Annotated in this window: 28 protein-coding genes and 1 tRNA gene; 13 read left to right on the top strand and 16 right to left on the bottom strand. The window is 71.9% G+C overall.

From position 1 onward, the window contains the following. Window position 1 precedes the first annotated feature (1 nt). Entirely contained in the window at window positions 2-970 is a 969-nt protein-coding gene (locus ABFJ78_RS17255) for a transcriptional regulator (RefSeq protein WP_436387356.1), read from the bottom strand. 202 nt (window positions 971-1172) lie between these two features. Between ABFJ78_RS17255 and ABFJ78_RS17260 the strand changes: the two genes are divergently transcribed. After that, the gene (locus ABFJ78_RS17260; RefSeq protein WP_436387357.1) at window positions 1173-1628 is read left to right on the top strand and encodes a hypothetical protein; all 456 of its coding nucleotides are present in this window, start codon (window positions 1173-1175) and stop codon (window positions 1626-1628) included. A gap of 70 nt (window positions 1629-1698) precedes the next feature. Further along, a complete protein-coding gene (locus ABFJ78_RS17265; RefSeq protein ID WP_436387358.1) occupies window positions 1699-3993 on the top strand; it encodes an ATP-binding protein in 2295 nt (764 codons plus the stop codon). On the opposite strand, the gene ABFJ78_RS17270 is transcribed toward ABFJ78_RS17265, so the two are convergent. From ABFJ78_RS17270 to ABFJ78_RS17305, 8 genes are all read right to left on the bottom strand, one after another. Then, complete coding sequence (locus ABFJ78_RS17270) at window positions 3990-4802, bottom strand: hypothetical protein (RefSeq protein ID WP_436387359.1); 813 nt, start codon at window positions 4800-4802, stop codon at window positions 3990-3992. The two genes, ABFJ78_RS17265 and ABFJ78_RS17270, sit on opposite strands and share 4 nt — an antisense overlap. Then, window positions 4799-5428: a hypothetical protein gene (locus ABFJ78_RS17275; protein ID WP_436387360.1), complete on the bottom strand. Its 630-nt coding sequence runs from the start codon at window positions 5426-5428 to the stop codon at window positions 4799-4801. Before ABFJ78_RS17275 ends, ABFJ78_RS17270 begins: the two co-directional genes overlap by 4 nt. Before the next feature lie 48 nt (window positions 5429-5476). Next, window positions 5477-6433, bottom strand: a complete 957-nt coding sequence (locus tag ABFJ78_RS17280) for a hypothetical protein (RefSeq protein ID WP_436387361.1) — start codon at window positions 6431-6433, stop codon at window positions 5477-5479. A gap of 286 nt (window positions 6434-6719) precedes the next feature. Beyond that, entirely contained in the window at window positions 6720-7298 is a 579-nt protein-coding gene (locus ABFJ78_RS17285) for a GTP-binding protein (RefSeq protein WP_208608335.1), read from the bottom strand. Continuing rightward, window positions 7279-7650, bottom strand: a complete 372-nt coding sequence (locus ABFJ78_RS17290) for a DUF742 domain-containing protein (RefSeq protein WP_086680729.1) — start codon at window positions 7648-7650, stop codon at window positions 7279-7281. Before ABFJ78_RS17290 ends, ABFJ78_RS17285 begins: the two co-directional genes overlap by 20 nt. Next, complete coding sequence (locus ABFJ78_RS17295) at window positions 7647-8072, bottom strand: roadblock/LC7 domain-containing protein (RefSeq protein ID WP_364461841.1); 426 nt, start codon at window positions 8070-8072, stop codon at window positions 7647-7649. The genes ABFJ78_RS17290 and ABFJ78_RS17295 overlap by 4 nt, the downstream gene beginning before the upstream one ends. A gap of 52 nt (window positions 8073-8124) precedes the next feature. Continuing rightward, window positions 8125-10536 (bottom strand): sensor histidine kinase, encoded by a 2412-nt coding sequence (locus ABFJ78_RS17300; protein ID WP_436387362.1) that lies wholly within the window; start codon window positions 10534-10536, stop codon window positions 8125-8127. Window positions 10537-11096: 560 nt separating this feature from the next. Continuing rightward, window positions 11097-11390 (bottom strand): PASTA domain-containing protein, encoded by a 294-nt coding sequence (locus tag ABFJ78_RS17305; protein WP_436387363.1) that lies wholly within the window; start codon window positions 11388-11390, stop codon window positions 11097-11099. 119 nt (window positions 11391-11509) lie between these two features. Here ABFJ78_RS17305 and ABFJ78_RS17310 point away from each other — a divergent pair, with 119 nt between their 5' ends. The 4 genes from ABFJ78_RS17310 to ABFJ78_RS17325 are packed head-to-tail and all read left to right on the top strand — an operon-like array spanning window position 11510 to window position 14868. Next, entirely contained in the window at window positions 11510-12901 is a 1392-nt protein-coding gene (locus ABFJ78_RS17310) for a fatty acid desaturase (protein ID WP_436387364.1), read from the top strand. Then, window positions 12901-13089, top strand: a complete 189-nt coding sequence (locus ABFJ78_RS17315) for a ferredoxin (RefSeq protein ID WP_436387365.1) — start codon at window positions 12901-12903, stop codon at window positions 13087-13089. The genes ABFJ78_RS17310 and ABFJ78_RS17315 overlap by 1 nt, the downstream gene beginning before the upstream one ends. Then, window positions 13086-14240, top strand: coding sequence for an NAD(P)/FAD-dependent oxidoreductase (locus ABFJ78_RS17320; protein ID WP_436387366.1), 1155 nt, complete (start codon window positions 13086-13088; stop codon window positions 14238-14240). The genes ABFJ78_RS17315 and ABFJ78_RS17320 overlap by 4 nt, the downstream gene beginning before the upstream one ends. A gap of 1 nt (window position 14241) precedes the next feature. Then, window positions 14242-14868 carry a TetR family transcriptional regulator gene (locus tag ABFJ78_RS17325; protein ID WP_436387367.1) on the top strand — a complete coding sequence of 209 codons (627 nt, stop codon included), beginning with the start codon at window positions 14242-14244 and terminating at the stop codon, window positions 14866-14868. A 1-nt stretch (window position 14869) separates the two neighbouring features. On the opposite strand, the gene ABFJ78_RS17330 is transcribed toward ABFJ78_RS17325, so the two are convergent. From ABFJ78_RS17330 to ABFJ78_RS17345, 4 genes are all read right to left on the bottom strand, one after another. Beyond that, window positions 14870-15697: a haloalkane dehalogenase gene (locus tag ABFJ78_RS17330; protein WP_436387368.1), complete on the bottom strand. Its 828-nt coding sequence runs from the start codon at window positions 15695-15697 to the stop codon at window positions 14870-14872. After that, window positions 15694-16137, bottom strand: a complete 444-nt coding sequence (locus tag ABFJ78_RS17335; RefSeq protein ID WP_436387369.1) for a MarR family winged helix-turn-helix transcriptional regulator — start codon at window positions 16135-16137, stop codon at window positions 15694-15696. Before ABFJ78_RS17335 ends, ABFJ78_RS17330 begins: the two co-directional genes overlap by 4 nt. Window positions 16138-16397: 260 nt before the next feature. Beyond that, window positions 16398-17591, bottom strand: a complete 1194-nt coding sequence (locus ABFJ78_RS17340) for a kynureninase (protein WP_436387793.1) — start codon at window positions 17589-17591, stop codon at window positions 16398-16400. After that, window positions 17588-17959 carry a DUF5997 family protein gene (locus ABFJ78_RS17345; protein WP_436387370.1) on the bottom strand — a complete coding sequence of 124 codons (372 nt, stop codon included), beginning with the start codon at window positions 17957-17959 and terminating at the stop codon, window positions 17588-17590. The genes ABFJ78_RS17340 and ABFJ78_RS17345 overlap by 4 nt, the downstream gene beginning before the upstream one ends. 42 nt (window positions 17960-18001) lie before the next feature. Here ABFJ78_RS17345 and ABFJ78_RS17350 point away from each other — a divergent pair, with 42 nt between their 5' ends. After that, window positions 18002-18712, top strand: a complete 711-nt coding sequence (locus tag ABFJ78_RS17350) for a LysR substrate-binding domain-containing protein (protein WP_436387371.1) — start codon at window positions 18002-18004, stop codon at window positions 18710-18712. A 12-nt stretch (window positions 18713-18724) separates the two neighbouring features. On the opposite strand, the gene ABFJ78_RS17355 is transcribed toward ABFJ78_RS17350, so the two are convergent. After that, window positions 18725-19006, bottom strand: a complete 282-nt coding sequence (locus tag ABFJ78_RS17355) for an isoamylase (RefSeq protein ID WP_436387372.1) — start codon at window positions 19004-19006, stop codon at window positions 18725-18727. A gap of 205 nt (window positions 19007-19211) precedes the next feature. Here ABFJ78_RS17355 and ABFJ78_RS17360 point away from each other — a divergent pair, with 205 nt between their 5' ends. Next, window positions 19212-19727: a hypothetical protein gene (locus ABFJ78_RS17360; RefSeq protein WP_436387373.1), complete on the top strand. Its 516-nt coding sequence runs from the start codon at window positions 19212-19214 to the stop codon at window positions 19725-19727. Window positions 19728-19775: 48 nt separating this feature from the next. Beyond that, window positions 19776-20303: a hypothetical protein gene (locus ABFJ78_RS17365; RefSeq protein WP_436387374.1), complete on the top strand. Its 528-nt coding sequence runs from the start codon at window positions 19776-19778 to the stop codon at window positions 20301-20303. On the opposite strand, the gene ABFJ78_RS17370 is transcribed toward ABFJ78_RS17365, so the two are convergent. Continuing rightward, window positions 20229-21290 carry a hypothetical protein gene (locus tag ABFJ78_RS17370; protein WP_436387375.1) on the bottom strand — a complete coding sequence of 354 codons (1062 nt, stop codon included), beginning with the start codon at window positions 21288-21290 and terminating at the stop codon, window positions 20229-20231. The genes ABFJ78_RS17365 and ABFJ78_RS17370 overlap by 75 nt on opposite strands. Before the next feature lie 123 nt (window positions 21291-21413). On the opposite strand from ABFJ78_RS17370, the gene ABFJ78_RS17375 reads away from it, so the two are divergent. The 3 genes from ABFJ78_RS17375 to ABFJ78_RS17385 are packed head-to-tail and all read left to right on the top strand — an operon-like array spanning window position 21414 to window position 23797. Beyond that, a complete protein-coding gene (locus ABFJ78_RS17375; RefSeq protein ID WP_436387376.1) occupies window positions 21414-22370 on the top strand; it encodes a hypothetical protein in 957 nt (318 codons plus the stop codon). A 44-nt stretch (window positions 22371-22414) separates the two neighbouring features. Continuing rightward, complete coding sequence (locus ABFJ78_RS17380; RefSeq protein ID WP_436387377.1) at window positions 22415-23206, top strand: metalloregulator ArsR/SmtB family transcription factor; 792 nt, start codon at window positions 22415-22417, stop codon at window positions 23204-23206. Window positions 23207-23209: 3 nt separating this feature from the next. Further along, a complete protein-coding gene (locus ABFJ78_RS17385) occupies window positions 23210-23797 on the top strand; it encodes a dihydrofolate reductase family protein (RefSeq protein WP_436387378.1) in 588 nt (195 codons plus the stop codon). 374 nt (window positions 23798-24171) lie between these two features. Here the strand turns inward: ABFJ78_RS17385 and ABFJ78_RS17390 are convergent. Next, window positions 24172-24245: transfer RNA gene (locus ABFJ78_RS17390), tRNA-Ile, on the bottom strand. A gap of 187 nt (window positions 24246-24432) precedes the next feature. Between ABFJ78_RS17390 and ABFJ78_RS17395 the strand changes: the two genes are divergently transcribed. Further along, on the top strand, window positions 24433-24708 hold the full coding sequence (locus ABFJ78_RS17395) for a hypothetical protein (protein WP_436387379.1): 276 nt from the start codon (window positions 24433-24435) through the stop codon (window positions 24706-24708). Window positions 24709-24711 lie beyond the last annotated feature (3 nt).

A 24711-nucleotide genomic window follows, 5' to 3' on the forward strand; every position in this document is an offset into this window, starting at 1 on the left:
TTCAGACGTGGGCGGAGCTGACGACGTAGGCGGTGATGTGCTCGGCCAGGGCGCGGACCGCGGGGTGGTCGAGGTGCTTCTCGGCTTCCAGCTTGAGCGGCCGCAGCCGGTCCTTGGTTCGGACGGACTTGAGCATCTCGGCGGCGTCGACGGCTTCGATGCCGATCCGCGCGCCGCGCTCGAGGTCGCCGTCGAGCAGGTGGGCGTGCGCCAGCATCGCCAAGCAGAACGCGCGGCTGCGGGCCATGTCCGGGCCGTACCGGGCGACCACGTCGGTCAGCGCGGCGATCGCCGTCCGGGCGTGCCGGGGCCGGCCGCGCAGGGCGAGCTCGGTGCGCACCGTCCCGGTCATCGCCGCGACGTCGGTCTCGGTGAAGAACCGCGCCCAGTCCGGCGGGTCGGCGGGCCCGGCCGCCTCGAACTCCTCGGCCGCCCGCCCGAGCAGGGCGAGCGCGAGCTGTTCGTCGCCCTTCCCGGCGTAGGCCCACGCCTGGTTGGCGCTGAGGATGCTCGCCGCCAGCGCGGAACCGCAGCGCCGCGCGGCCAGCCTGCCGTGCTGGAACTGGGCCAGTGCCTCGTCCGCCGCGCCGTGGTGCAGGTGGATGCGCCCGCGCCGGTAGCGGAGGTTGGCCGCGAGCTCGTCGTTGCCGCCGCGCTCGGCCAGCGCGAGCGCCAGGTCGAGGTGGTGGTGCGCGGCGCCGGTGTGCCCGCTGTCGAAGCTCGTCCACGCCGCCAGGTTGTGCAGGTCGGCGACCGTGGAGAACAGCCGCGCCCGCACCTCGTCCGCAGCCGCGGCCAGGAGCTCGTGCCCGCGGTGGATCCGGACGAGGACGGCGTCGCGGCACATCCCGCCGCCCGCCGTGTAGTCGACCGCGCGCAACGCCCTCGTCTGCGACTCCAGCTGCTCGACGTCGGGCGGCCCGGGGCGGTCGGGCCGGGCCCGGCGGACGGTGAACTCGGCATCGGTCATGGCGACGTCTCCGTTTCGTGGCCGTAAAGCTTACTCGCCGCGCCGGTCCCCGGCGACCGCCGCGGCGGCGGAGGGTAGCGCCGTGGGCGCGGCACGTGACCGCCCGGACAGGTATGGGTTCAGGTACTTGTACGGGTGCGGCGCCGCGCGCCCCGGCGCAAGCTTGACCGGCCCCCGATGACCGCAGGAGGTCGGAAAACCCATGGTGCACGGCCGGTCGCGTCCCCTCCTCCGGGTCGTTCCCCCCGCGAGCGCCCCGGAGCCGCGACCGGCCGGCTCGGGTTCGCGTGACCGCTACGCCGACCTCGACGACCGGCGGCTGGCCGCGATCCTGGCCGCCGAGGACACCGCGGAGGAGCACGGCCTCAACCCGCACACCCGCAGCACCTGCTACGTCCACCGGTGCTGGGCGCACCAGTGCGTCGGCGACCCGCTGCACGTCCTCGTCGTCACCGGGCACCGGTGGTGCCGCCGCTGCGAGTGCCCGGTCGACGTCGCCGTCGACGAGACCCCGCCCGGCGCGGTCCACCTGTTCTGCCCGCGCTGCGGCCAGGCGGGCTCGGCGGCCAACCGCGAAGTCCGCCAGGCGTGCCGCACGAGCCTCGCCGCGATGCACGGCGGCGACACGCCGACCCTCTACCGCATCCCGGACGCCTGACCCCCGCGAGGTTGCTTCCTCCGAGGGGCTTGCGTTGACCGGCCCGCGGGGACGTCCTTACGGTGCTCGGGTGGGCAAGGCCGGCACGACGTGGGGGAAGGGCAACCTGCCCGCCGACACCACGAGCTTCGTAGGGCGCAAGTCGGACGTTTCCGAGGTCAAGCAGCTGCTGACGCGGGCGCGGCTGGTCACGCTGACCGGGGTCGGCGGCGTCGGCAAGACGCGGCTGGCCGTCCAGACCGCCGCCGGGCTCTCGCGGGCGTTCCCCGACGGCGTCTGGCTGGTCGAGCTCGCCGGGCTGCAGGACCCGGCGCTGGTCGCGCACACCGTGCTCGAGGCGCTGGGCGTCCACGACGAAACCGGCCGGAAGCCGGCGGCCGTGCTCGCCGAGCACCTGCGCGACCGGCGGCTGCTGGTCGTCCTGGACAACTGCGAGCACGTCCTCGACGCGTGCGCGACGCTGGCGCACGACCTGCTGCGGGCCGCGCCGGGCCTGCGGCTGCTCGCGACCAGCCGCGAGCGGCTCGCGCTGGCCGGCGAGCACCTCTGGCCGGTGTCCCCGCTGCCGCTGCCCGAGCCCGGCCGCCCGCTGCCCGGCGGGGCCTGGCTGCAATACCCGGCGCTGACGCTGTTCGCCGAACGCGCGGCCGCGGTCGACCCCGGGTTCGCCGTCACCGCGGAGAACCAGGAGCGCGTGGCGCAGGTGTGCCGGCTGCTGGCCGGCATCCCGCTGGCGATCGAGCTGGCGGCCGTCCGGCTGCGGGTGCTGACGCTGGCGGAGCTGGAGTCCGGGCTGGACGACTGCTTCCGGCTGCCCGGGACGGTGAAGCGCGGCGGCGAACCCCGGCACCAGACGCTGCTGGCGGCCGTCGACTGGAGTTTCGCGTTGTGCAGCCCGGCCGAGCGGCGGCTGTGGGCCCGGACGTCGGTGTTCGCGGGCGGCTTCGACCTGCCGGCGGCCGAGCGCGTCTGCGCGGGCGAGGACGTCCGCGGCGGGCTCGCCGGGCTGGTGGAGAAGTCGGTGCTGATCCGCGAAGCCGGACGGTTCCGGCTGCTGGAGCCGTTGCGGCAGTTCGGCCGGGCCAAGCTGACCGAGTCCGGGGAAGCGGCCGAGGCCCAGCGGTCGATGCGGGACCACTACCTCGAACTGGCGGTGCGCGGCGAGCGGGCGTGGTTCGGGCCGGAGCAGGCGGAGGTCTTCCGCCGGACGCGAGTGGAGCACGCGAACCTGCGGGCGGCGCTGGACTACAGCCTGACGGTGCCGGGCGAGCTCGAAACCGGTCTCCGGCTCGCCTCGACGCTCTGGTACTACTGGGCCGGCTGCGGGGTGTTCGGCGAAGGCCGCCACTGGCTCGACCGCGCGCTGGCGCTGTCCCCCGAACCGGGTGCGTCACGGGCGAAAGCGTTGTGGGTCAACGGGTACGTGGCGACCCTGCAGGGTGACAACGCGGGCGCGATCGCGATGCTGGAGGAGTGCCGCGCGTACGCGCGCCGGGCCGGCGACGACGTGGCAATGGCGTACGCGACCCACCGGCTCGGCTGCAACCTGCTGGTGGGCGACGACGTCGGCGACGCGAAGGCGCTGTTCGAGGAGGCGCAGGCGCGGTACCGGCAGCTCGGCGAGCTGAACAGCAACGTGATGCTGGCCGGCATCGAGCTGGCGGTGGCGTCGGTCTTCCTGGGCGACCTCGACCGCGCGGGCGAGCTGTGCGAAGAGGCGTGCGCGACGGGCGACGCCCACGGCGAGCAGTGGGCCCAGGCGTACGCGACGTTCGTCCAGGCGCTGGTGGCGCTGGGCCGCGGCGACTTCACCCGCGCGGCCGAGCGCGGCCGGCATTGCCTGCGCGTCAAGCGGAAGTTCCACGACCTGCTGGGAATCGTGCTGGCGATCGAGGTCCTGGCGTGGAACGAAGCGGCCCGAGGCCACTGGGAACCGGCGGCGACGATGCTGGGGTCGGCCCAGCCGATCTGGCAGGCGGTCGGCTTCCCGATGTTCGGCTCGAGGTATTTCGGGGCCCCGCACGGGGAGTGCGAGAAGTCGGCCCGCCGGGCGTTGGGCGAGGGCCCGTTCACGGCGGCGTTCCGCCGCGGCCGCGAGTTCGGCTTGGAGGAAGCGATCGCGTACGCACTGGGTGACGCGACACCGTCGCCGGTGCCCGGTCCGTCGAGGGTGACACCGTTGACGGACCGCGAGCGCGAAGTGGCGGTGCTGATCGCGGACGGGCGGTCGAACCAGGAGATCGCGGACAAGCTGGTGATTTCCCGGCGGACCGCGGAGGGCCACGTGAACCGGATCCTGCGCAAGCTGGGGTTCGATTCACGCAGCCAGATCGCCGCCTGGGCGGCCCAGGTCTCGCGGCTCTAGGCGAGCCGGGAGTCCCAGTCGGCGAACGACGCCACCAGGTCCTCCGGCGCCCCGATGTCCTTCAACCGCCGCAGCTGGTCCTCGATGTAGTACCGGTACAACGGCACCAGCCCCGCGCTCAACTCCGGCCCCAGCTCGTCAGCGTCCAGCGGATGCCCCTCCCGGACCCGCAACGCCAACCGCACCAACGACTTCGCCGGGGCGTCCGGCTGGGCCAGGTACCACTCGATCGCCTCGTCGTTGTTCGCCGCGCGGCCCGTCTCCAATGTTCCCGAGTACAGGAAGCGGACCGGGAACAGCACCGCCTTCGTGAACCACACCGTGTCCACCAGCAACCGGCGCGGCGCGCGGAACTCCGCCGTCACCTCGGGCGTCGCCAAGACCGCGATCGCGAAGGAAGCGCTCTCCAGCAACAGCTCCGACGCCTCCGGGCGGGCGATCTCCGCCAGGACGTCCGAACCGAGCAGGACCACGCCGTGGTCGGCCAGCTGCAAGCGGTCCAACGCCGGGAAGCGCCCGTCGTCGCGGCCTTCGCGCAACGCCGGCAGGGATGCCCAGAACACCGAAAGCTTGCGGTGCAACGGGCTTCGCTCCTGCAACGCCGTCGTCGTGTCCGCGATCGACGCGCCGTCGGCGTCGGTCAGTACCAGGGCCAGGTCGATGTCGCTCGCCGCCGGGGAGTAGCCGCCGTAGGACAGGCTGCCCAGCAGGTACGCGCCGATCAGGCGCTCTCCCAACGCTTCCTGGTACGCGCGGGCGGCTTCGGCGGCGATTTCGCGGGCGGCCGCGGCCGGGTCGGTGGTCGTCATGCCGCCACCGTATCGCGGCGGGCGCACTCGGCGATGCGGTCCGAGACGACGCCGATCACCTGCCACGCCCGGTCGAGCACCGTGACGACCTCGTCCACCGACCAGTCGCTGCGCCGGCGCAGCAGTTCGTAGCCCATCTCGAGGTGCTCGACGTCGGCTTCGTCGTGCAGGTCGAAGTACTCGTCTTCGGGGAACGCCCGCGTGCCCGCCTGGCTGAACACCAGGCTGCCCGCTTCGAGGGCCAGGTGCGCCAGCACCGCGCGCTGCACGCCCGGCAGGATCCCGAACTGGTCGACGAACCACGACGCGCCCGCTTCGATCACCGGGTCCCAGACCAGTTGCCGGTCGTCCGCGCGGCTGCGGGCGAGGATCTTGTCGTGCCCGATCTCCTCTTCCTGGTGCTCCAGGGCCAGCGCGCGCAGCTCCGGGTCGCTCTCGAACGTGACGCGGGCGCTGATCATCCGCTGGAAGGCGTTCGACCACGGCTGCAGGTAGGTGAGCACGGCCTTCTTGGTCTCGTCGGTCGTGTTCGCGTCGGTCAGCAGCCGGATCAGGTCCGACGCTTCGTACTCCCGCTGCCGCTGCTCGTTGTGCCGGGCCACGCGCTCGACGTCCTGCTGGGTCACGATCGGCTCCTTACCGTGGTGCTTCGGGAGATCATCTTTCCTGGCACGCTAAGCAAGATCAACAGGCGTCAACGAGCGGTCGTACACGGGAAACCGGAAGTACGTGGTGACGTCGCCGCGGCGGCCCGCTGTGCGGTAGCTCACCAGCTCGAGGATCCGCGTCTCCGTCAGCGGTCCCGGCGCCAGCGCGGCGGTGAGGAGGCGGAACCGGCCGGGGTCGACGCCTTCGCGGTGCAGCAGCGCGGCCGTCCGTTCGACGGCTTCTTCGTCACTGGCAGCGAGATCGGGCAGCCGCAGGTAGGTCGTCGACTCGGCCGCGCGGTCGAGTCCGGACCGGAACGCCAGGCAGCTCAAGGCCGCTTCACCAGCGTCTTCCCGGTCACCGGCCAGGGTTTGGTACGCGACGCGCGCGTCTTCGGCGTCGTGGCGCAGCGCCACCGCGGCGACGCGGTTCACCTCGGCGAGGCCCGCGCCGTGGTTGCGGTAGTAGACCTTGACCCGCGCCTCGGCCTCGTCGGCCAGGTCCACCGCGAAGAACTCGATTTCCCGGTTGCCTTCGACGGCTTCGATCCGGCGGCGGGCGTCGTCCCACGCGCGGGCCATGCCGAGCCGGTCCATCGCCTCGGCCACCGCGATCTCGCGGTGCGCGTGCGGCCACGGGTAGAGCCCGAAATAGGTCTTGTGCACGATCCGCGACGGCGGGCGCCAGGCGATCGAGTGCCACAGGGGAGCGGGCGACGGGCGGCCCCCGCGCACGGTGAACGTCTCGTGCACCCGCTGCAGCCTGCGGAAACCGCTCTCCGGCGGCGGCGCGACGTCGTGGCCGAGCCCGTCGAACAGCACCCGCAGTTCGGGGTGCGCCCCGGACCAGTTCACCGACATCTCGGCGGGGAACCCGTCGTCCGCTACATAGGACGGCTGGGCCGGGGTGGCCCCGATCCGTTCGTGCGCCCACGGCGGCAGCAGCGCGCGCAGCATCCGCGTGGTGCGGACGGACTGCTCCACCGAGACCTCGAGCGCTTCACACGCGGTAGACCAGAGCCCGCACAGAAAGTCACCGAAGAGACGACCCTGAGGCGGGTAGTTTTCCCTTATATATTCAGGAAACTCCGGCTCACGACTCGTCACGTCCGGATGCTATCAGTTTGATGCTTGCTCAACTAAAAAGCTGCACCCGGGTGGTCGAACCAATTGGGCCATGTGGGTTTGCCGGTGTCCGACGTGGACACGCACGGACACATCGGACACCGGCGCCGTCCGAGGTGGACAGGGACAGGACAAACCGCAGGTCTCAGACCGGCGCGGGCACGATCGTCATGGCGTGCTTGACCAACCGGATCAGCGCGAGCTTGCTCGAGTCCCTGTCACGCGCGTCACACATGACGATCGGCACCCGGTCCGGGACGACGAGGGCCTCGCGGATCTCGTCCGCGGTGTAGCGCGGCGCGTTGTCGAAGCAGTTCACCGCCACGACGAACGGGATCTTCCGGCGCTCGAAGAAGTCGATCGCGGCGAAGCTGGTCTCCAGGCGCCGGGTGTCGACGAGCACGATCGTCCCGATCGCGCCGCGCGCCAGGTCGTCCCACATGAACCAGAAGCGCGCCTGGCCCGGCGTCCCGAACAGGTACAGCACGTGCCGCGGCGAGATCGTGATCCGGCCGAAGTCGAGCGCGACCGTCGTCGTGGTCTTGCGCTCCACGCCCGACAGGTCGTCCACCCCGGCGCTCGCCTCGGTGAGCACCTCCTCGGTGGTCAGTGGCGGGATCTCGCTGACCGAACCGACCATGGTGGTCTTCCCGGCGCCGAAGCCGCCGGCGATGATGATCTTGACCGGCGTGGGGACCAGTTCGTCAGTACTTGATGAGGCCATCGAGAACCGCCTGGAGTGTTTCGAGGTCCGGCGACTGCGCCGGGTGGTGGGCAGGGGAGCGCGTGATCACGAGACCGCGTTCGATGAGGTCGCCGACGAGCACGCGCACGACCCCCAGTGGGATCTTCACGTAGACCGCGATCTCGGCCACGGACACCGGGTGCCGGCACAGCTGCACGATCGCCTGGTGCTCCGGGCCCAGCCCGGCCGGCTCCTGTTCCGACCGCAGGGTCATCACCTGCGTGGAGAGGTCCAGCCGCGCGTTGTCCGCGGGCGTCCGGCCGCTGGTGATCGTGTAGGGCCGGACGAGGGGCCCGGCGGCCTCGTCGTACCAGCTCTCGTCCCCGCTCATGTGGCCTCCCGCAGGATCTGCGCCGCCTCGCGCGGCGCCGACACCATGTAGTCGCCGACCCGCTTGACCAGGCGGCTCATCTCGTAGGCGATCATCTCGACATCGACGTCGTCCGCGGCCAGCACGGCGAGGCAGGCGCCCTGCCCGGCGGCCGAGACGAACAGGTAGCCGCGCTCCATCTCGATCATGTTCTGCAGCACGGGGCCGCGGTTGAACTGCTTGCTCACCCCCTTGGCCAGGCTCTGCAGGCTGGAGGCGATGGCCGACAGCTGGTCGGAGTCGTCCTTGCCCATGCCGGCCGACTTGCCGATCAGCAGCCCGTCGGCGGACAGCACGATGGCGTTCTGCGCGCCGACCACGCGGTTGACCACGTCGTCGAGCAGCCAGTTGAGATCGGGTTTGGGGTTCCCGTACTCGTTCATGCGTCAGAGACCTTGACTTTCCTCTGTGGACATTCGATGTGCTGTCGCGGACTTACGCATCGTCCGACCCGACCCGGCCCCGGCGAGTGCCCTTGTGGAACGCGGCGAGGGTCCGCGCGGTCCCCTCGCCGGGCGCGACGACGTCTTCGTCGCCTTCGTCGGGTTCGTTTTCGAGCTGGGCGACGAGGTTCTGCTGGGGCTCGCGCCGGGGCAGCCGGGGCCGGTCGTCGGCCGTCGGGGCCGGCGTCGCGGCGGCCTCGGCGGCCGGCGGCTCCGCGACCGGCGGCGCCGCGGCGGGCACCGCGGGCAGCGGGTCGGGCGGCGTGAGCGCGCGAGCCGGGTAGGGCCTCGGCTTGGCCTCTCGCTTCATCGGGATCTGGCCGCTGAACGAGCTGGGCGTGTCCATGGAACCGGGTGCGCTTTCTGCTGCCTGCGGCGCGGGTGCGCCCACCGGGGCCAGCACCGCGGTGGTTTCCGCGGGGGAGGACCCCGGCTCGTCGGAGTGTTCCCCCTGCCGGCCGGCCAGGTGCTGGGACGGGATCAGGACGGTGGCGCGCAGGCCACCGTAGCGGGACGGGTCGAACGTGACGGTCATGCCGAGCTTCGACGCCAGGCGCGCGACCACGAAGAGGCCGAGGCTGGAGTCGGCCCGCAGCGCCATCGCGTCGAACTCGGGCGCCTCGGCCATCATCGCGTTGGCCCACTCGCGGACGCCGTCCTTCATGCCGAGCCCCTGGTCCGACACGTCGACGACGACCCCGCGCGCGACCGCGCGGCTGGTCACCTCGACCGGCGACCCGGGCGGCGAGAACGACGTCGCGTTGTCGACCAGCTCGGCGACGAGGTGGATCGTGTCGGCCACCGCGGCGCCGACGATCGCGACGTCGGGCACCTGCTCCACCTGGACCCGCGCGTACTGCTCGGTTTCCGAGACGGCCGCGCGCAGGACCTCCATCAGCGCCACCGGCTTGCGCCAGCGGCGGCCCGGCTGCTTGCCGCCGAGGATGATCAGGTTCTCGGTGGTGCGGCGGGCGCGGGCGGCGAGGTGGTCGAGCTGGAACAGCGAGGCCAGCTGCGTCGAGTTGTCCTCGCGCGCTTCCATCTCGTCGAGGATCTGCAGCTGCTGGTGGACCAGGACCTGGTTGCGGTGGGCGATGCCGAGGAACACGTTGTGCACACCGCTGCGGGCCTTCGCCTCGCTCGCCGCGGCGTTGACCGCGGTCAGCTGGGCGGTGTTGAACGCCTCGGCCACCTGCCCGATCTCGTCGCGGCCGTGGTCGAGCTGCGGGAGCTCTTCCTTCAGGTCGACGGGTTCGCCGTTCTTCAGCCGCTCCACGATGTTCGGCAGCCGGTTGCGGGCGAGGTCGAGCGAGTCGTTGCGCAGCCGGGCGAGGCGCGTCATCAGCGCGCGGTCGACGAGCGAGCGGGACACCCGCACCGCGACGATGATCGCGGCCAGCGACGCGAGCAGCGCCAGGATGCTGCCGATGATGACGTTGCGCAGCTGGGCGTCACCCGAGTCGATCGCGGCCGCGGAAACCTTGTCCGCCTGGGTGATCGCGAGGTCGTTGAGGCCCTGGGCGACCTGGGTGGTCGTGTTCAGCCAGTCCGTTTCGGACACCGGCACGGAGTTCTGCTCGCTCGGCGACCACGGGCCGTGCTTGACGATCGCCTGCTCGGCGGTCGCCAGCTGCTGCCAGGCGGCGGTCTTGGTCAGTGCCTGGTACTTGTCGCGGACGCTCGCGTCGAGGAACGGCTCGATCTGCGCCAGCTGCGTCCGGTAGGCCCCGGACAGCTGCGCGAACTGGGCGAAGTCGTCGGGGGCGAAGGTGCCGGCCGAGAAGGCGGTCGAGACGAGCGACGTCTCGCGCGACATGGCGTCACCGGCGCGGAACACCGAGGTCGCCGTGATGCCGCCGGTCGCGGCGTCGGCGTCGGGCACGACGCGGGCCTGGGTGTCGAAGAGGTTGGACGCGGTGTCCATCACGCCGTTGTAGTAGCCGTTGACCTGCGCGCGGTCGATGCTGCGGAAGGAGATCTGCGAGCGCAGCACGGGCAGCTGGTCGAACTGGGCCTTCAGCGCGTTGACCTTGGCCGCGATCTCGTCGGGCGCGTTGGAGATGGTCGCGGCGAACGCGTCCTTCAGGGCGCCGAGCTTTTCGTCGGTGGCCTTCTGCTGCTGCTGGAGCCGGCCCGGGCCGAGCGCGGGGTCGTCCAGGTACTGCAGCGCGGACTGGCGTTCCTTCTGGAACTCGGCCAGCGCGGAGGCGGCGGGGATGGACACCTCACGTACCGACGCCGCGACCAGCCGGACGTAAACGCCGTTGAAGAGGAAGTAGGAGGAGACCGCGATCCACAGCACGAGCAGCGTCACGCTGGGAATGAGAACGGTCCTGGTCAGCCTTTTGCGGATCGACTTGTCGTACGGCTTGTCCGACTCGTCCTGGGCGTCTTTGTTCTGCACGGCGGTTCACGAACTCCTGAGTGACGGTCGGCGAAAACTCCGGACCCGGACGAGGAAGCGGACACGACGATGGGACACAGCGGCCGCCGTCACCCGTCTTCGCCTCACCCTCCGTGTTGCCGCGGAATCGATCAGGGTCCGTTTTTTACCACGAACCAGGTGGGACCGGTGGTGCTGACCCGGCGTCCGGACGGGTGTCCGCCGGGCGGCGAACGGTGTTTACCGAACGCGTCCGGTTGATTACCCGCATTTCCTCTGGTAACGGCCCCGAGACGGTTTTCGCGGCGTTGCACGCTGGGCCGAACGGGTGAAAGTGAATTCGTTCGGTCCGCCGCGCCGAGGCGTTCGCAAGGCGGGAAAACGGGCACGACGGTTGCCTGGAGGTGCTCCCCGGCGGGCGACGCTCGGTCACGGGCGCGGGAAGATGATCTTCGTCACGGAAACAGGGGCGGCCGGGGAATCTCTGCTGTCGCGAAAAAGCGTGGGCCGGAGGAGGGTGTCGCGACGGTTCGGGCGGGCCGCGGCGCGCCGGGAACACTTAGGGCTGCGCTGCTTCGGGCTCAGCCGACGTCCGGCTCGCCGAACCCCGCGTCCTCCCGCATCTCCGGCAACGGCCGCCGCGGCTCGCGGACTCCGCTGGGGTCTCCGCCGTCGCTGATCCACACCGTCACCGTCGCCCAGCGGGTCACTCGCGCGCCCGCGGCCGGTAACTGGGCCACCACCACGCCGTTCAGCAACGGGTGCGGGCTGTCGGGATCGGGGCCCTGCAGCAGCAACCCCGCGTCGTGGCCGGACAGCCACGCGTCGAGCGCCTGCCGTCCCCGGAAGTCCGGCACCACGACCGGTTCGTCCACTGCTCCTCACCCGCTCTCCAGCGTAGCGAGCCACACAAGGATTTACATCAGGTGAGCTATTGTCAAGCAGAATGGACATCACCTACAGTTCTGTAAACCAGCCAACGGAGGAGGGTGTCATGACCGCAACCGTGCCCGCCGGGTCGACCGAGCTGTGGCGCGACCGCAAGCGTTACCTGTGGCTGATCGGCCTGGTCGTCCCCTCGCTGGCGTTCCTCGCCATCGGCCTGCACGCCGCCACCGGCTGGGGCGCCTGGTTCTGGATCGGGCCGGTCGTGATCCTCGTCGTCGTGCCGCTGATCGACCTCGGCGCCGGGCTCGACCGCAGCAATCCGCCCGACGACGTCATCGAGCGGCTGGAGAAGGACCGCTACTACCGCTGGATCACGTTCGCGTTCCTGCCGATCCAGTACGTCGGGTTCGCCGCCGCGTGCTGGCTGATCGCCCGCGGCGACCTGACCGTCGCCGACAAGGTCGGGCTCGCGATCTCCATCGGCTGCATCGGCGGGATCGGCATCAACACCGCGCACGAACTGGGCCACAAGAAGGAGAGCCACGAGCGCTGGCTGTCGAAGATCGCGCTGGCGCAGAGCTTCTACGGGCACTTCTACATCGAGCACAACCGCGGCCACCACGTCCGCGTCGCGACGCCGGAGGACCCGGCGAGCAGCCGCGTCGGCGAAAGCTTCTACCGCTTCTGGCCGCGCACGGTCTTCGGTTCGCTGAAGTCGGCGTGGCGCCTGGAGCGCAAGCGCTACGCCCGCCGGGACAAGCACCCGTTCCGCCTCGGCAACGACGTCCTCAACGCCTGGCTGATGTCCCTGGTCCTCTGGGCGGCCATGGTCGTCTGGCTCGGCGCCGGCATCCTGCCCTACCTGGTGATCCAGGCCGTGATCGGGTTCTCGCTGCTGGAGGTCGTCAACTACATGGAGCACTACGGCATGCGGCGGCAGCGCGTCGGCGCCGAGGGCAAGCGCCGCTACGAGCGCGTGGATCCCAGTCACAGCTGGAACTCCAACAACATCGCCACCAACGTCCTGCTCTACCACCTGCAGCGGCACAGCGACCACCACGCCAACCCGACGCGGCGCTACCAGACGCTGCGCGACTTCGCCGAGTCGCCGGTGCTGCCCACCGGGTACGCCGGGATGATCGTGCTGGCGCTGGTTCCGCCGCTGTGGCGCCGGGTGATGGACCCGCGCGTGCTCGCCCACTTCGACGGCGACATCTCCCGCGCGAACATCCAGCCGTCGAAACGCGAGAAAATCCTCGCGCGGTACGGAACCCGCGTCACGGCCGCCGTGCCCGAGCGCGCCGACACCCACGGCGACGCCACCGAAGGCGGCATGTGCCCGGGCTGCGGGTACGTCTACGACGAGAAGCTCGGCGACCCGCGCGAAGGCTTCCCGGCCGGCACTCCGTGGTCGGCGATCCCGGACTCCTGGTGCTGCCCCGACTGCGGCGTGCGCGAGAAGGTCGACTTCGTCGCGCCGGGCCGGGTGGGTGCGTGATGCGGATCGACGCGGACCGCGGGAAGTGCGACGGCCTCGGCATGTGCGAGGCGATGGCGCCGGACTTCTTCGAAGTGGGCGAGGACGGCACGGTCGTCGTGCTCGACGAGCAACCCGGTGAAGAGCACCGCCAGGACGTCGCCGCGGCGGTGGACGCCTGCCCGGTGCTGGCGTTGAAGCTGACATGACGCTCGTCGTCGTGGGTGCCTCGCTGGCCGGGCTGCGCGCGGTGGAGTCCGCGCGCCGCACCGGGTACCGCGGCCGGATCGTCCTCGTCGGCGCGGAGGAGCACCTGCCTTACGACCGGCCTCCGCTGTCGAAGGCGTTCCTCGACGCCGGCGGTCCGTCCAGCGTCGAGCCGTTCCACGCGGAAACGGTGCTGCGGGACGAACTCGGCGTCGAGCTGATGCTGGGCGCGCCGGCGGAAAGCCTCGACACCGACGCGCGCGAAGTCACGGTCGCCGGGATGGCCGTGCGCTACGACGCCCTGGTCATCGCCACCGGCGCGACCGCGCGCAGCCTGCCCAGCGCACGCACGCTCCGGACGGCCGAGGACGCCGTCGCGGTGCGCGCCGCGCTGGACGCCGGTGCCCGCACGGTCGTGATCGGCGCCGGGTTCATCGGCTCGGAAGTGGCGTCGGCGGCCCGCAAGCGCGGCCTGCCGGTGACGATCGTGGAAGCGTCGGCCGTCCCGCTCGCCCGCGCGGTGGGGGAGACCGCCGGGGCGCGGTTGACCGCGCTGCACCGGGAAGCCGGCACCGAGCTGCGGCTCGCCACCGAGGTCACCGGCGTGACCGAGGACGGCGTGCACCTCGCTGGCGGCGAAGTCCTGCCCGCGGACCTCGTGGTCGCCGGCATCGGCGCCGTCCCGGCCACCGGCTGGCTCGAAGGCAGCGGGCTGACGCTGCACGAGCGCGATCGCGGCGTCGTGTGCGACGCGACGCTGGCGGCGGGCCCGCCGGGCGTCTACGCCGCGGGCGACATCGCGCACGTGCCGAACCCGCTCTTCGACGGGCTCGGCATGCGGCTCGAGCACTGGACGAACGCGGCCGAGCAGGGTGCGGCCGCCGCGCGTCACGCGCTCGAACCGGCGTCGGCCCGCCCCCTTGAAGCCGTGCCGTACTTCTGGTCCGACTGGTACGGCCGGCGCATCCAGTTCGTCGGCACCCCGCACGCCGACGAGGTGGTGTCCGCGGGCGGGGTGACGCTCTACCGCCGCGGCGACCGGATCGCCGGCGCGCTCACCGTCGACCGCCCGCGCGAGATCATGAAGTACCGCCGTCGCATCGCCACCCGGGCCGCGTGGGGAGAGGCGCTGGCCTTCGCGGGCGCCGCCTAGAATGGCGATCATGAGTGCGGCACTTCCGGCGGCGCCCGAGGGTGGTCAGCACCGGCGGCCGATCATCACCGCGGCGATCGAGCTGACCGCGCGGTCGGGCTGGCAGGCGGTCACGATGGCCCGGCTGGCCGAGGTCGTCGGCGTCAGCCGCCAGACCGTCTACAACGAGATCGGCTCGAAGGCCGCGCTGGCCGAAGCGATGGTCACGCACGAGCTGGGCCGGTTCCTCTCGGTCGTCGAGGCCGCGTTCGCCCGCCACGAGGACGACCTGGTCGAGGCGATCTACGACGCCGTCCGCGCGGTCCTCGAGCTCGCCGACGACAACACGCTGCTGCGCGCGATCGCTTCCGCGACGCACGGCACCGCCTCGGAGCTGCTGCCGCTGCTGACCACCGAGGCGGGCTCGCTGCTGACGCAGGCGAAGGCGATGCTCACCGCCCGTGTGGCGGCTTACGACCCGCCGTTCACCGGGGAGCAGCTCGGCGTGGTCATCGACATCGTGGTCCGCACGGTCCTCAGCCACGTCATGCAGCCGTCGGACACCCCGGCCCGCACCGCGGACGCGCTGGCGTGGCTCGCGGCCCGCGTCCTCGGCGTGGACGCGACCCCGCCGCTGCGGCACCGCTGATTCAGCGGAGGCCGTGCCGGTCCAGCCAGGCCGAGATCTCGGCGGCGATCTCCTTCGGCCGGTCTTCCTGGGCGTGGTGCCCGGCCTCCCCGCAGGCGACGACGTCGAGCACGGCGATGGTCGTTTCGCACCACCGGGCGACCTTCTCCCCGATGAGCAGCGTGGGGGAGCCCTCGAACGTCATGAGCAGCTTCGGCGTCCCGGTGCTGGTGGCCAGCCACTCGTCGTAGGCCTCGACGCGCGCGACCACCTCGGCCGGCTCGCCGCCGAGGGGCAGCTGCCGGGCCCAAGCGAGCACCGGGCGGCGGCTTTCGGGCGTGGGGAACGGCGCGAGGTACGGCCCGAGGTCCGCCACCGGCGTGCGCACCCCGCCGGTGAACGCCTGCCGGACGAACAGGTTCTCTTCCAGCACCAGTTGCTCGCCGACGCCGGGCGTGCGGATCTTGCGCGTCCGATCCGCCGCTTGCGGGCTCACGTCGTCCCAGGCCATCGGCTTGACGATCGTCTCGAAGAACGCCACCCCGCGGACGCGGCCCGGGTGCCGGGCGGCGAAGTCGAAGGCGAGCGCGCCACCCCAGTCGTGGCCGACGAGGACGACGTCGTCCAGGCCGAGCGCGTCGAACCAGGCGTCGAGGTAGCGGGCGTGGTCGGCGAAGGAGTAGGCGATGTCGGGCTTGGGGGACCGGCCCATGCCGATGAGGTCAGGGGCGAGCAGCCGGCCACCGCCGACGTGGGGGAGGACGTTGCGCCAGCCGTACGACGAACCGGGGTTGCCGTGCAGGAAGACGATCGGGGTGCCGGTGCCGGTTTCTTCGTGGTGCAGCGTCATTTCTCGTCCTTCAGCGGAGTGTCGAGGAGGAGCGTGAGTTCGCGGCTCAGGGCCGCGGTGCGGTCGCCGTCCCGGCCGCCGAGGGGCTCGAGCAGGCGGTCGAGCAGTTCGGCGACGGTCGCGATCGCCGGCTCGACGACCTCGCGGCCGCGTTTGGTGAGGCGCAACCGGATGGTGCGGGTGTCCGCGGGGTCGCGGGTGCGCTCGACGAGCCCGTCGGCGTCGAGGGAACGCGCGAGTTTGGAGGTGTAGAGGGCTTCCAGCCCGGTGTGGTCGGCGAGCTCGCGCTGGCTGGGGGTGTTTCCGGCTCGTTCCAGGCCGAAGAGCGAGGACAGGAAGACGTACTGCGCGTGCGTCAGGCCCATCGGGGCCAGGGCGCGGTCGACTGCCACCCGCCACTTCATCGACAGCCGCCAGACCAGGTGCCCGGGAGTGCTCATGCCGATACAGTACATGGCTACTAAGTACATGGCTACTATCTGACCGACGTGAATGACTCATTCACCTCGTCTGGTGACAGGGCTCCGGCAAAGTCGTGGCCGCGCGGTCTGTCCGGCGTCGCGGCGATGTCATGAAAGGGTCGTTCACGTCGTCTGACGAGGTGAACGACCCGTTCATGGCGTGCGGGCGACCGGATCGGCCGCGCTGACCTGACTTTGCCGGAACCATGCCGCCTGACGACGTGAATGAGTCATTCACGTCATGCGGCGAGTTCGCGGATCCGGTCCATGGCCGCGCGGACCTCGGTGAACCCCGTCGTGAGCGGACTCAACCCGATGCGGATGCCGTCGGGACGGCGGAAGTCGATGAGCACGCCGTTCTCGATCAGCACCCGGGAAAGCCGCTCGGCATCGGGGTGCCGCAAGGTGACGTGACCGCCCCGGCGGGCGTCCTCGCGCGGCGAGGCCACGGTGAACCCGAGCGGGACGAGCCACGCGTCGGCGAGGTCGAGCACCCAGCGCCCGAGCGCGACGGCCTTGGCCCGCACCCGCTCGATCCCCGCTTCGGCCAGCAGCGCCACGCCTTCCTGGACGCCCACCATCCCGAGCACCGGCGGCGTGCCGGACAACGCGCGGCGGATGCCGGGCGCGGGCACGTACCGCTCGGCCATCCCGAACGTGTCGGCCGCGCCCATCCAGCCGGTGATCGGCTGCCCGAACGCCTCGTGGTGGCGCGCGTTGACGTAGAGGAACGCGGGCGCGCCGGGGCCGGCGTTGAGGAACTTGTACGTGCAGCCGACCGCGAAGTCGGCGCCGTCGGCGTCCAGCGCGACCGGGATCGAGCCGACGCTGTGGCAGAGGTCCCAGACCGTCAGGCCGCCGCGCTCGTGCACCACCCGCGTGATCCCGGCGAGGTCGGCGATCGCGGCCGAGCGGTAGTCCACATGGGACAGCACGACCACCGCGGTGCGCGGTCCGGTGGCCGCCGCGACGTCGTCGGCGCTCTCGATCCACCGGACCGTGAGGCCGAGTTCGGCGGCGACGCTGTCGACGAGGAACCGGTCGGTGGGGAAGTTCGCGGTGTCGGTGACGATCTCGTCGCGCCCCGGCCGCAGCGCGACGGCCGCCCGGAGCACCTTGTACAGGCACACCGACGTCGAGTCGGCGACGATCGTCTGCCCGGGCGCGGCCCCGAGGGCGACACGGCCCAGCTCGTCTCCGATCCGCTCGGGCAGCTCGAGCCAGCGTTCTTCCCACGACCGGATGAGCCGGGCGCCCCACTGCTCGGCGACGACCTCTTGGAGGCGTTCGGCGGTGGCGCGCAGCGGCCGGCCGAGGGAGTTGCCGTCGAGGTAGGCGACGACGCCGGGGTCGGTGATCGGGACGAACCGGTCCCGGAACGCCGCCAGCCCGTCCGCGGCGTCGAGGCGCGCGGCCTCTTCGAGCGTGGTCAGCGGTTCTTCTCCTTGACCCGCACGGTTTCCTTGCGCACCTCGGCCTGGGTGGCGCGTTCGCGCACCAGCCAGTCGGGGTTCTCGGCCTTGAGCGCGTCGATCTCCTCGGTGGTGAGCGCCTCGGTGATCCCGCCGCGGGTGAGGCCGCCGATGGAGATGCCCAGCTTCGCCGCGACGACCGGCCGCGGGTGCGGGCCGGTGCGGCGCAGTTCGCGCAGCCACTCCGGCGGGTCGGCCTGCAGCGCGTTCAGCTCGTCGCGCGAGACGACGCCCTCCTGGAACTCCGGGGGCGTGGCTTCGAGGTACACGCCCAGCTTCTTCGCCGCGGTCGCGGGCTTCATCGTCTGGGCGGTCTTGTGCGACGTCATGCCGTCCAGGGTAGCCAGCGCCCCGCCCGGTAGCCTGACCCGGTGACCTCGTTCCGTCTCGCGTACGTCCCGGGCGCGACGCCCGCCAAGTGGGTGCGGACCTGGGGCGAGCGGCAGCCGGACGTGCCGCTGGAGCTGGTGCCGGTGGCCGCGGCCGACGCGACGGAGCTGATCCGCTCGCGCGGTGCGGACGCGGCGCTGCTGCGTAGCCCGATCGACCGCGACGGCCTCCACGCGATCCCGCTCTACACCGAGACGACCGTGGTGGTCGTCCCGAAGGACCACCTGATCGCGGCGGCCGGCGAAGTGTCCACAGCGGACTTGGCCGACGACGTCGTGCTGCACCCGCTGGACGACACGATCGAGTGGTCCGCGCTCCCGGGCCGCCCGGCGGTCTCGCGGCCGGAGTCGACGGCGGACGCGGTCGAGCTGGTGGCGGCCGGCGTCGGCGTGCTGGTCGTCCCGCAGTCCCTGGCCCGCCTGCACCACCGCCGCGACCTGACGTACCGGACGGTCACCGACGCCCCGCAGTCGAGCGTGGCGTTGTCCTGGCCGGAGGACGAGACGACGGACCTGATGGAGACGTTCATCGGCATCGTCCGCGGCCGCACGGTCAACAGCACGCGCGGACGCCGGCAGCAACCCGCGGAGAAGAAGCGGCCGGAACGCAAGCCGCCGGCTCCGAAGAAACCGGCTGCCCGCCGGACCGGCGGCGGCGCCCCGAAGCGGGGCAAGCCGCGCCGGAAATCCTGACTCGGTTCTGACTCAGTTCGTCGCGTACACGCAGTTGCCGTCCGCGCGGTCCGGCAGGTCGGGGTCGTCGAACCAGTGGCCGTCCTCGCCGAGGTAGCGGAACTGCAGCACCGTGCCCGGCGCGACGTCCACCGAAGCCGAGCGGCGGCCGTTGGAGCGCGGGGTCAGGTGGTGGCGGCCGGGCGTCCAGTCGTTGAACGAACCCACGACGCTCACTCGTCCGGGCGGCGCCCCGACCGGGAGGCTGAACGTGACGCGCTGGGTGCCGGCCCGGCTCTTGCTGGTCTTGATCACGTGCGGCGGCCTTTCGGAGAAGGGGGAAGGAGGGCGTGCTCGGCACTGAGCGCCGACATGATGACACAACCGTAACGGTTCGGTCACCCGCAGTGCCCAATGGTGGTACGCAGCCGCTCAACGGTTCGCCACCGACCGGGTGGTCCTGCGGCGAACCATGATCATCTTGCTGCCGGGCGTGCTTTCCGGTGCGAGACTGGCTGCCGTGACCGTCGCCGCTGATAGTCAAGTCAAGGACCCGTGTGCCTGGCTCAGCGCCGTCACCCTCGATCTCGCCGGCGCTCACCCGGCCGACACGCGAGGGGTGCTCTTGACGGTGTGGGACGGGTTGGTCGCCGCTCGGCTCGCCGGGCTGCACGCTGCCGTGGCGTCGCCCCGATGGCGGGCGCGGCAGCTCCACGCCGAAGCGGTCGAGTTCGATCTCGCGCTCCAGCTGGCTCGCAACTGCACCGTCGGCACCGGCCTGGCCATCCCGGCCCGGCTGCCCGGCGCCGCGGTCGCTTGGCCCATCGCGCGCGCCGACGCCGCCGTCGCCGCGATCATTTCCTTCTGCGCCACGGCCGAAACGATGCTCCGCCGGGCCGGCGAGCTGACGCCGGTGTGGGAGGACAGCCTGCTCGGGCCGGTGGCGCTGACCCGCTGGCTGGCCGACTGCTGGACGGGCCGCCACACGGGCTGCCCGCTGCGGCTGCCGGTGCCCCCGCCGTCGTGGTGGCGCTGAGGGCCGTCCGTCAGGAGAAGGCTGGACGCGGGGAGAAAGGAGGCAGGGGTGGCCGCATCAGCTGTCCCGCCCACGAGACTCGCGGACCGAACCCGCGCGGCGGTGCGCGAAGTGCTGCTGGCCGAGCTGTCCTTGGCAGGTCGCCGGGCGCTCGCCGCGGGGTGTTCCCGGGAGACGCTCTTCGAGGTGCTGGACGCTCGGTTGCGCTCGGTGGCCGAGGATGTTTGCGGGCAGCCGAATCCCGCCGTGGCCGATGGCCGGTCGCCGAACTCGCGCTCGGCGGCCGGTTGCGCCGCGCCGGACTCGGCCGACGGCCGGCTCGCGCCCGTGCACTGGGTGGCCGACGAGGTGGGCGGCCGACCGGCCCGCCGGCGCCCGGCGGCCGAGGATGCCTGCGGGCAGCCGGATCCCGCCGCCGTCGGCCGGTTCGCGAGCCCGCCCTCGGCGGGCGAACCGGGTTGCGTCGCGCCGGATTCGGCCGGCTGGCTCACCCACCCGCGCTCAGCGGCCGAGGATCGCCAGCACCGTCGCGACGATCCGCTCCAACCGGGCCTCGTCGGCGAGGGCGGTGACTAGCCAGTCGTCGAGGGTGGATCCGTTGTGCGGCAACCGGTCCAACGCACTCCCGCCGGCCCCGAACACCCGCCGGACGACCGCGCCCACCGCTGTCGGCGGGTCTTCGCCGCCGGCCAAGCGGACCTCGATCGCGCGCAGTGCCTGCTCGGCCCGCGCCGCCAGCCGGGCGTCGTCCGCTTCGGCCGCGTTCACCAGCTGCAGCGGGACCGGCTCGGCCGCGCCGTCCGCCGGCATCGGCGCCACCGGCGCGCGCTTGTGCCCGAGGGGCCGCTCGACGTGCTCGGCGTACCACTTCGGCCGCCTGCCCATCGCCGCCAGCACCTGCCGCACCTCGAGGTCGAGCGTGTCGCGGCCCGGCGGCGGCGCGCCCGTCACCTCGGCCCGGCGCGCCGCCCAGCCGTCCAGCGGCCACAGCTCCGCGCCCGCCGTCGCCGGCACCCCGGCCCACACCAGGATCTGCACGGCCAGGTCGCACAGCCACGGGTCGCGGCCGAGGGCGTCGCCCAGCCAGGCCGGCAGCCGGGGCCGTTGCAGGGCCCCGATTTCGCCGCGGCGCCGCCGGTGCGCGTCGACCGTCGCCGGGCTCAGCCGGGTCGCCAGCCAGCCGTCGAAGTTCTCGATCGGGTCCGTCGCGCGCCGCAGGGCGTGCTCCACGACGGCTTCGACGTCGTCGTGGAAGCGGTCGAGGCAGTCGGGCCGCAGCCATTCCAGCCCGCGGGCGCAGTCCGGGTGCCGCCGCTGCCGTTCCAGTGGCTTGGTGATCCGCGCGAAGACCAGTGGCCAGGCGAGCGTGTAGACCGCCCCGCGCAACCGGGCGAGGTCGCCGGGCGGGGCGGCCGACGCGGAGCCGGCGAGCCTGCCGTCGCGGGCCAGCCGCCGGACGCCGTCGACGTCCGCCGGTCCCGCGCACGGAAAAGTGGTGTCGAGCAACCCGTCCTCCCCGATGCCGTCGACCGGGACATGGTCGGTCAGCCGGGGAACGGGCAAAGGCCGCCCGCGGGCCGAATCACCGCGGAACTGGCCACGCGCTGGCCAACCCCGGGAATCACCTGATCGGCGCAGGCGCTGCCGCCGATCGCGCGGAAGTCCGCGTGCCACAATCGAAACCCGATGGCACACGAGGACGGGTTGCTCCGCGAGCTCACGACGTTGCGCCGCGGCTGGGGGCTGGAAGCCGACCGGCTGCGCGACCGGCTCGGCCCGATCGTCGCCGGCTGGTGCGAAATCCACCGCACGGCGAACGACCGCGAAGCGCGGCGGGTGCTGCGTGACGCGATTTCCACCGCGATCGCGGAGTTCCCGGCCGACGACCGGCTCGCGGTGAACGTCGCGCTGGGCATCGCGCCCGGCTCGCAGCACGCCCTGCTCAGCGACCGGGTCGGCGTCCTCGCCGACCGGCTACGGGTCTCCCCGCGCACGGCGCGGCGCCGCATCGACCGGTCGTTCGCCCGGCTGGCCGCCGAGATCGAGGCCGCCGCGCGTCCCGGCGAAGACGTCCCGGACCCGGATCAGGGCTGGTTCGTCAAGCGGCTGCGCGCCATCGTGCGGCTCGACACGCCCGAGCCGGAGCTGATCGAGGAACGGCTGATCGTCGCGACCCGCGACGGGCTGAGCCGGATCGCGGTCCAGTTCACCGTGCCCCGCCTCGAAGACGGCCACGACGGCGAGCGGGACGTGGCCGCCGACGCCCAGCACGGCGTCCGGATCACCGACGCGAAACGGGTGGGGCAGCGCCACTTCCGCTGGCTGCTCGACCTCCCGCGACCGCTGTCGCGCGGCGACACCCACACGTACGCGCTGGTGATCCGGATCCGCGACGGCCTGCCGATCCGGCCGTCGTACACGTTCGTGCCGCTGGTGGCGTGCGAGTCGTTCACGGTCCGGGTCCGCTTCGACCCGCAGCGGCTGCCGTGGCGGGTGTGGCGGGTGGACCGGGTGCCGCCGTCGGTGCTGGCCGACCCACCGCAGCCGGGCGCACCGCTGCCGCTGGACGGAGCGTGCGAGGTGGCGCAGGAGTTCACCGCCCCGCAGCTGGGCTACGCGTACGGTCTTCGCTGGCTCACCTAAAGCATTCCTTGACCTGAATATTCTACTATGTGAATACTGGCCGCATGGACGGAATCGCGGCAGCACTGGGCGACGCGGCGCGCTGGCGCCTGGTCGAGCTCCTGGCGGAGCGCCCCCGGTCGGTCGGCGAGCTGGCCGAGCTGACCGGCCTGCGCCAGCCGCAGACCACGAAGCACTTGCAGACGCTGGCGCGCGCCGGGCTGGTCACGGTGTTCCCGCTGGGACAGCGCCGGGTGTACGCGCTGGAAGCCGAGCCGCTGGCGGCGTTCGCGGGCCGCCTGACGGACCTGGCGAAGGAGATCGAAGCACACCAGGGGGAGCGAGACGCCGTAGCGCGATACCGCGAAGCGGTAGAGGCGGAGACGGCAGCCGCGGACCAGGACCGCTGGGCGGACGGCCGCGCGTTCGGCTTCGAGCGCGCGCTGCCGGCAGCACGTGACGTGGTCTGGCGGCACTGGACCGACCCGGCGCTGCTGGCATCGTGGTGGGCCCCGCCGTCGATGACGATCACCACGTGCCTCCTCGAGCCACGCCCGGGCGGCCGGGCAGCGCTGGCCTACCGAGACGCGGACGGCGAGTACCGAGCCGAAGGCTGGGTCCGCGTCGCGGACGAGCCGGGTCGGCTGGCATTCGACCTGGCGGTAACGGGTCCGGCGTCGTTCACGGGCCACTACGACGTGGAGCTGACACCGCTGCCAGGCGGCACCCGCTTGCGCCTGGGGCTGCGCATCACGGCAACGACGATCGAGGCGGCCCCGGCGATCGCCGGAATCGAAACGGGCTGGATCCAGGTACTGGACCGCCTCACCGAAGTACTGACGCAGCGAAAGGGCTGACGAATGACCCGCAGAGTAACGGCAAACCTGAGCCTGACCCTGGACGGCCGCTACCAGGGCCCAGGAGGCCCGGCGGACATGAAGTCAATAGTCTCGTACGCGACAACGGAAGTGGCCCGCCGCCACTTGACGCGAATCTGGGAGAAGGCGACAACGGCAGTGCTGGGCCGCCTGAACGCAGAGGGTTTCCTGGGATTCTGGCCAACGGTAGCGGCCGACGAGAGCGCGGACCCACGAGACCGCAACTACGCGAAGTGGCTGACAGAGGCAGAAAAGGTGGTCTTCTCAAGGACGCTGACAGAGGCGCCCTGGAAGCACACCCGAGTGGTGAACGCCCCACCGGCAGAGGTGGTGACGAAGCTGAAGTCCACCGGATCGGGCGACATCCTGATAAACAGCAGTGCAAGCATAATCAAGCCCCTGCTGGCAGCAGACGTACTGGACAGGCTGTATTTGATGATCTGCCCGGAGATAGCGGGCGGAGGAGAGCGCCTGTTCGAGGACGGCCTACCGGCATCGAGGTGGAGTCTGACCCACCAGGAGGCAGGAGACCTGGGAGAACTGGCCCTGGTGTACGACCGACAACGCTGAGGTCCTCTATGGACACCCCGCGCCCGGCAGACCAACCTGACCACAAGGAACGGAGGTCCTCGGGCGAGCTCCAGTGCGCTCGGCAGACCAACCCGACCACAAGGAATGAGGTCCGTGGGCGAGTTCCAGCGGGCCCGGCAGACCAATCCAGCCACACGGAATGAGGGGTCGGTGGGCGAGCTCCAGTGGGCCCGGCAGACCAAGCCGACAGCAAGGAATGAGGGGTCGGCGGGCGAGCTCCAGTGGGCCCGGCAGACCAACCCAGCCACAAGGGACGGGGGTCCGGGGGCGAGCCCCCGGGCGGGGTGTGGGGGTCGCACCCCCACAGAAAGCGGCGAAACGAGGGGTGCGAGCGAAGCGAGCACCCCGAAGGGTAGGGCGGGCGGGGCTCGAACCCGCGGCCAAGGGATTATGAGTCCCCTGCTCTAACCAACTGAGCTACCGCCCCCTGGCCCCGGCGCGCTGGCGGCTCGGGGATGTGCGTTTGCACAGAAGACCCAGTTCGCTTCAAGTTATCACAGCGGCCATCCGGGCAGATCCGGTAGGCCAAACAGGTTGAAGTGGCCACCGGGCGGCGCAGGCTCGTCTAGGTTGCAAGGGCGTCGCCGCTGAACGGAACGGCGGGAGGGTGTGCGATGGTCACGGCACCGCGGGCCACTCCGTACGAACCGCGCGCTGTCCGGTTGGCGCTGCTGGACGCACTAACCGCCGGGGCGGGTCTGGGGTACCTGGCGCACCAGTACCGGGAGGCGCTCGTGGCGAACCTCGCGGCCATCGGCCTGGGCTTGTTGCTGGTTTTGGCGTTGGGGTATGTGGTCCGGGTGTCGGTGCGTGTGCTGCGCCGCGCGAATCGGCGTATGGAGGGGATTTTCGCGGAGGAACTGCGGAAGCCGTCGCCGCGGCCGCGGTGAGGG

Origin of the sequence: Amycolatopsis sp. MEPSY49 (assembly GCF_051337345.1) — a bacterium.
Taxonomy (GTDB): Bacteria; Actinomycetota; Actinomycetes; order Mycobacteriales; family Pseudonocardiaceae; genus Amycolatopsis.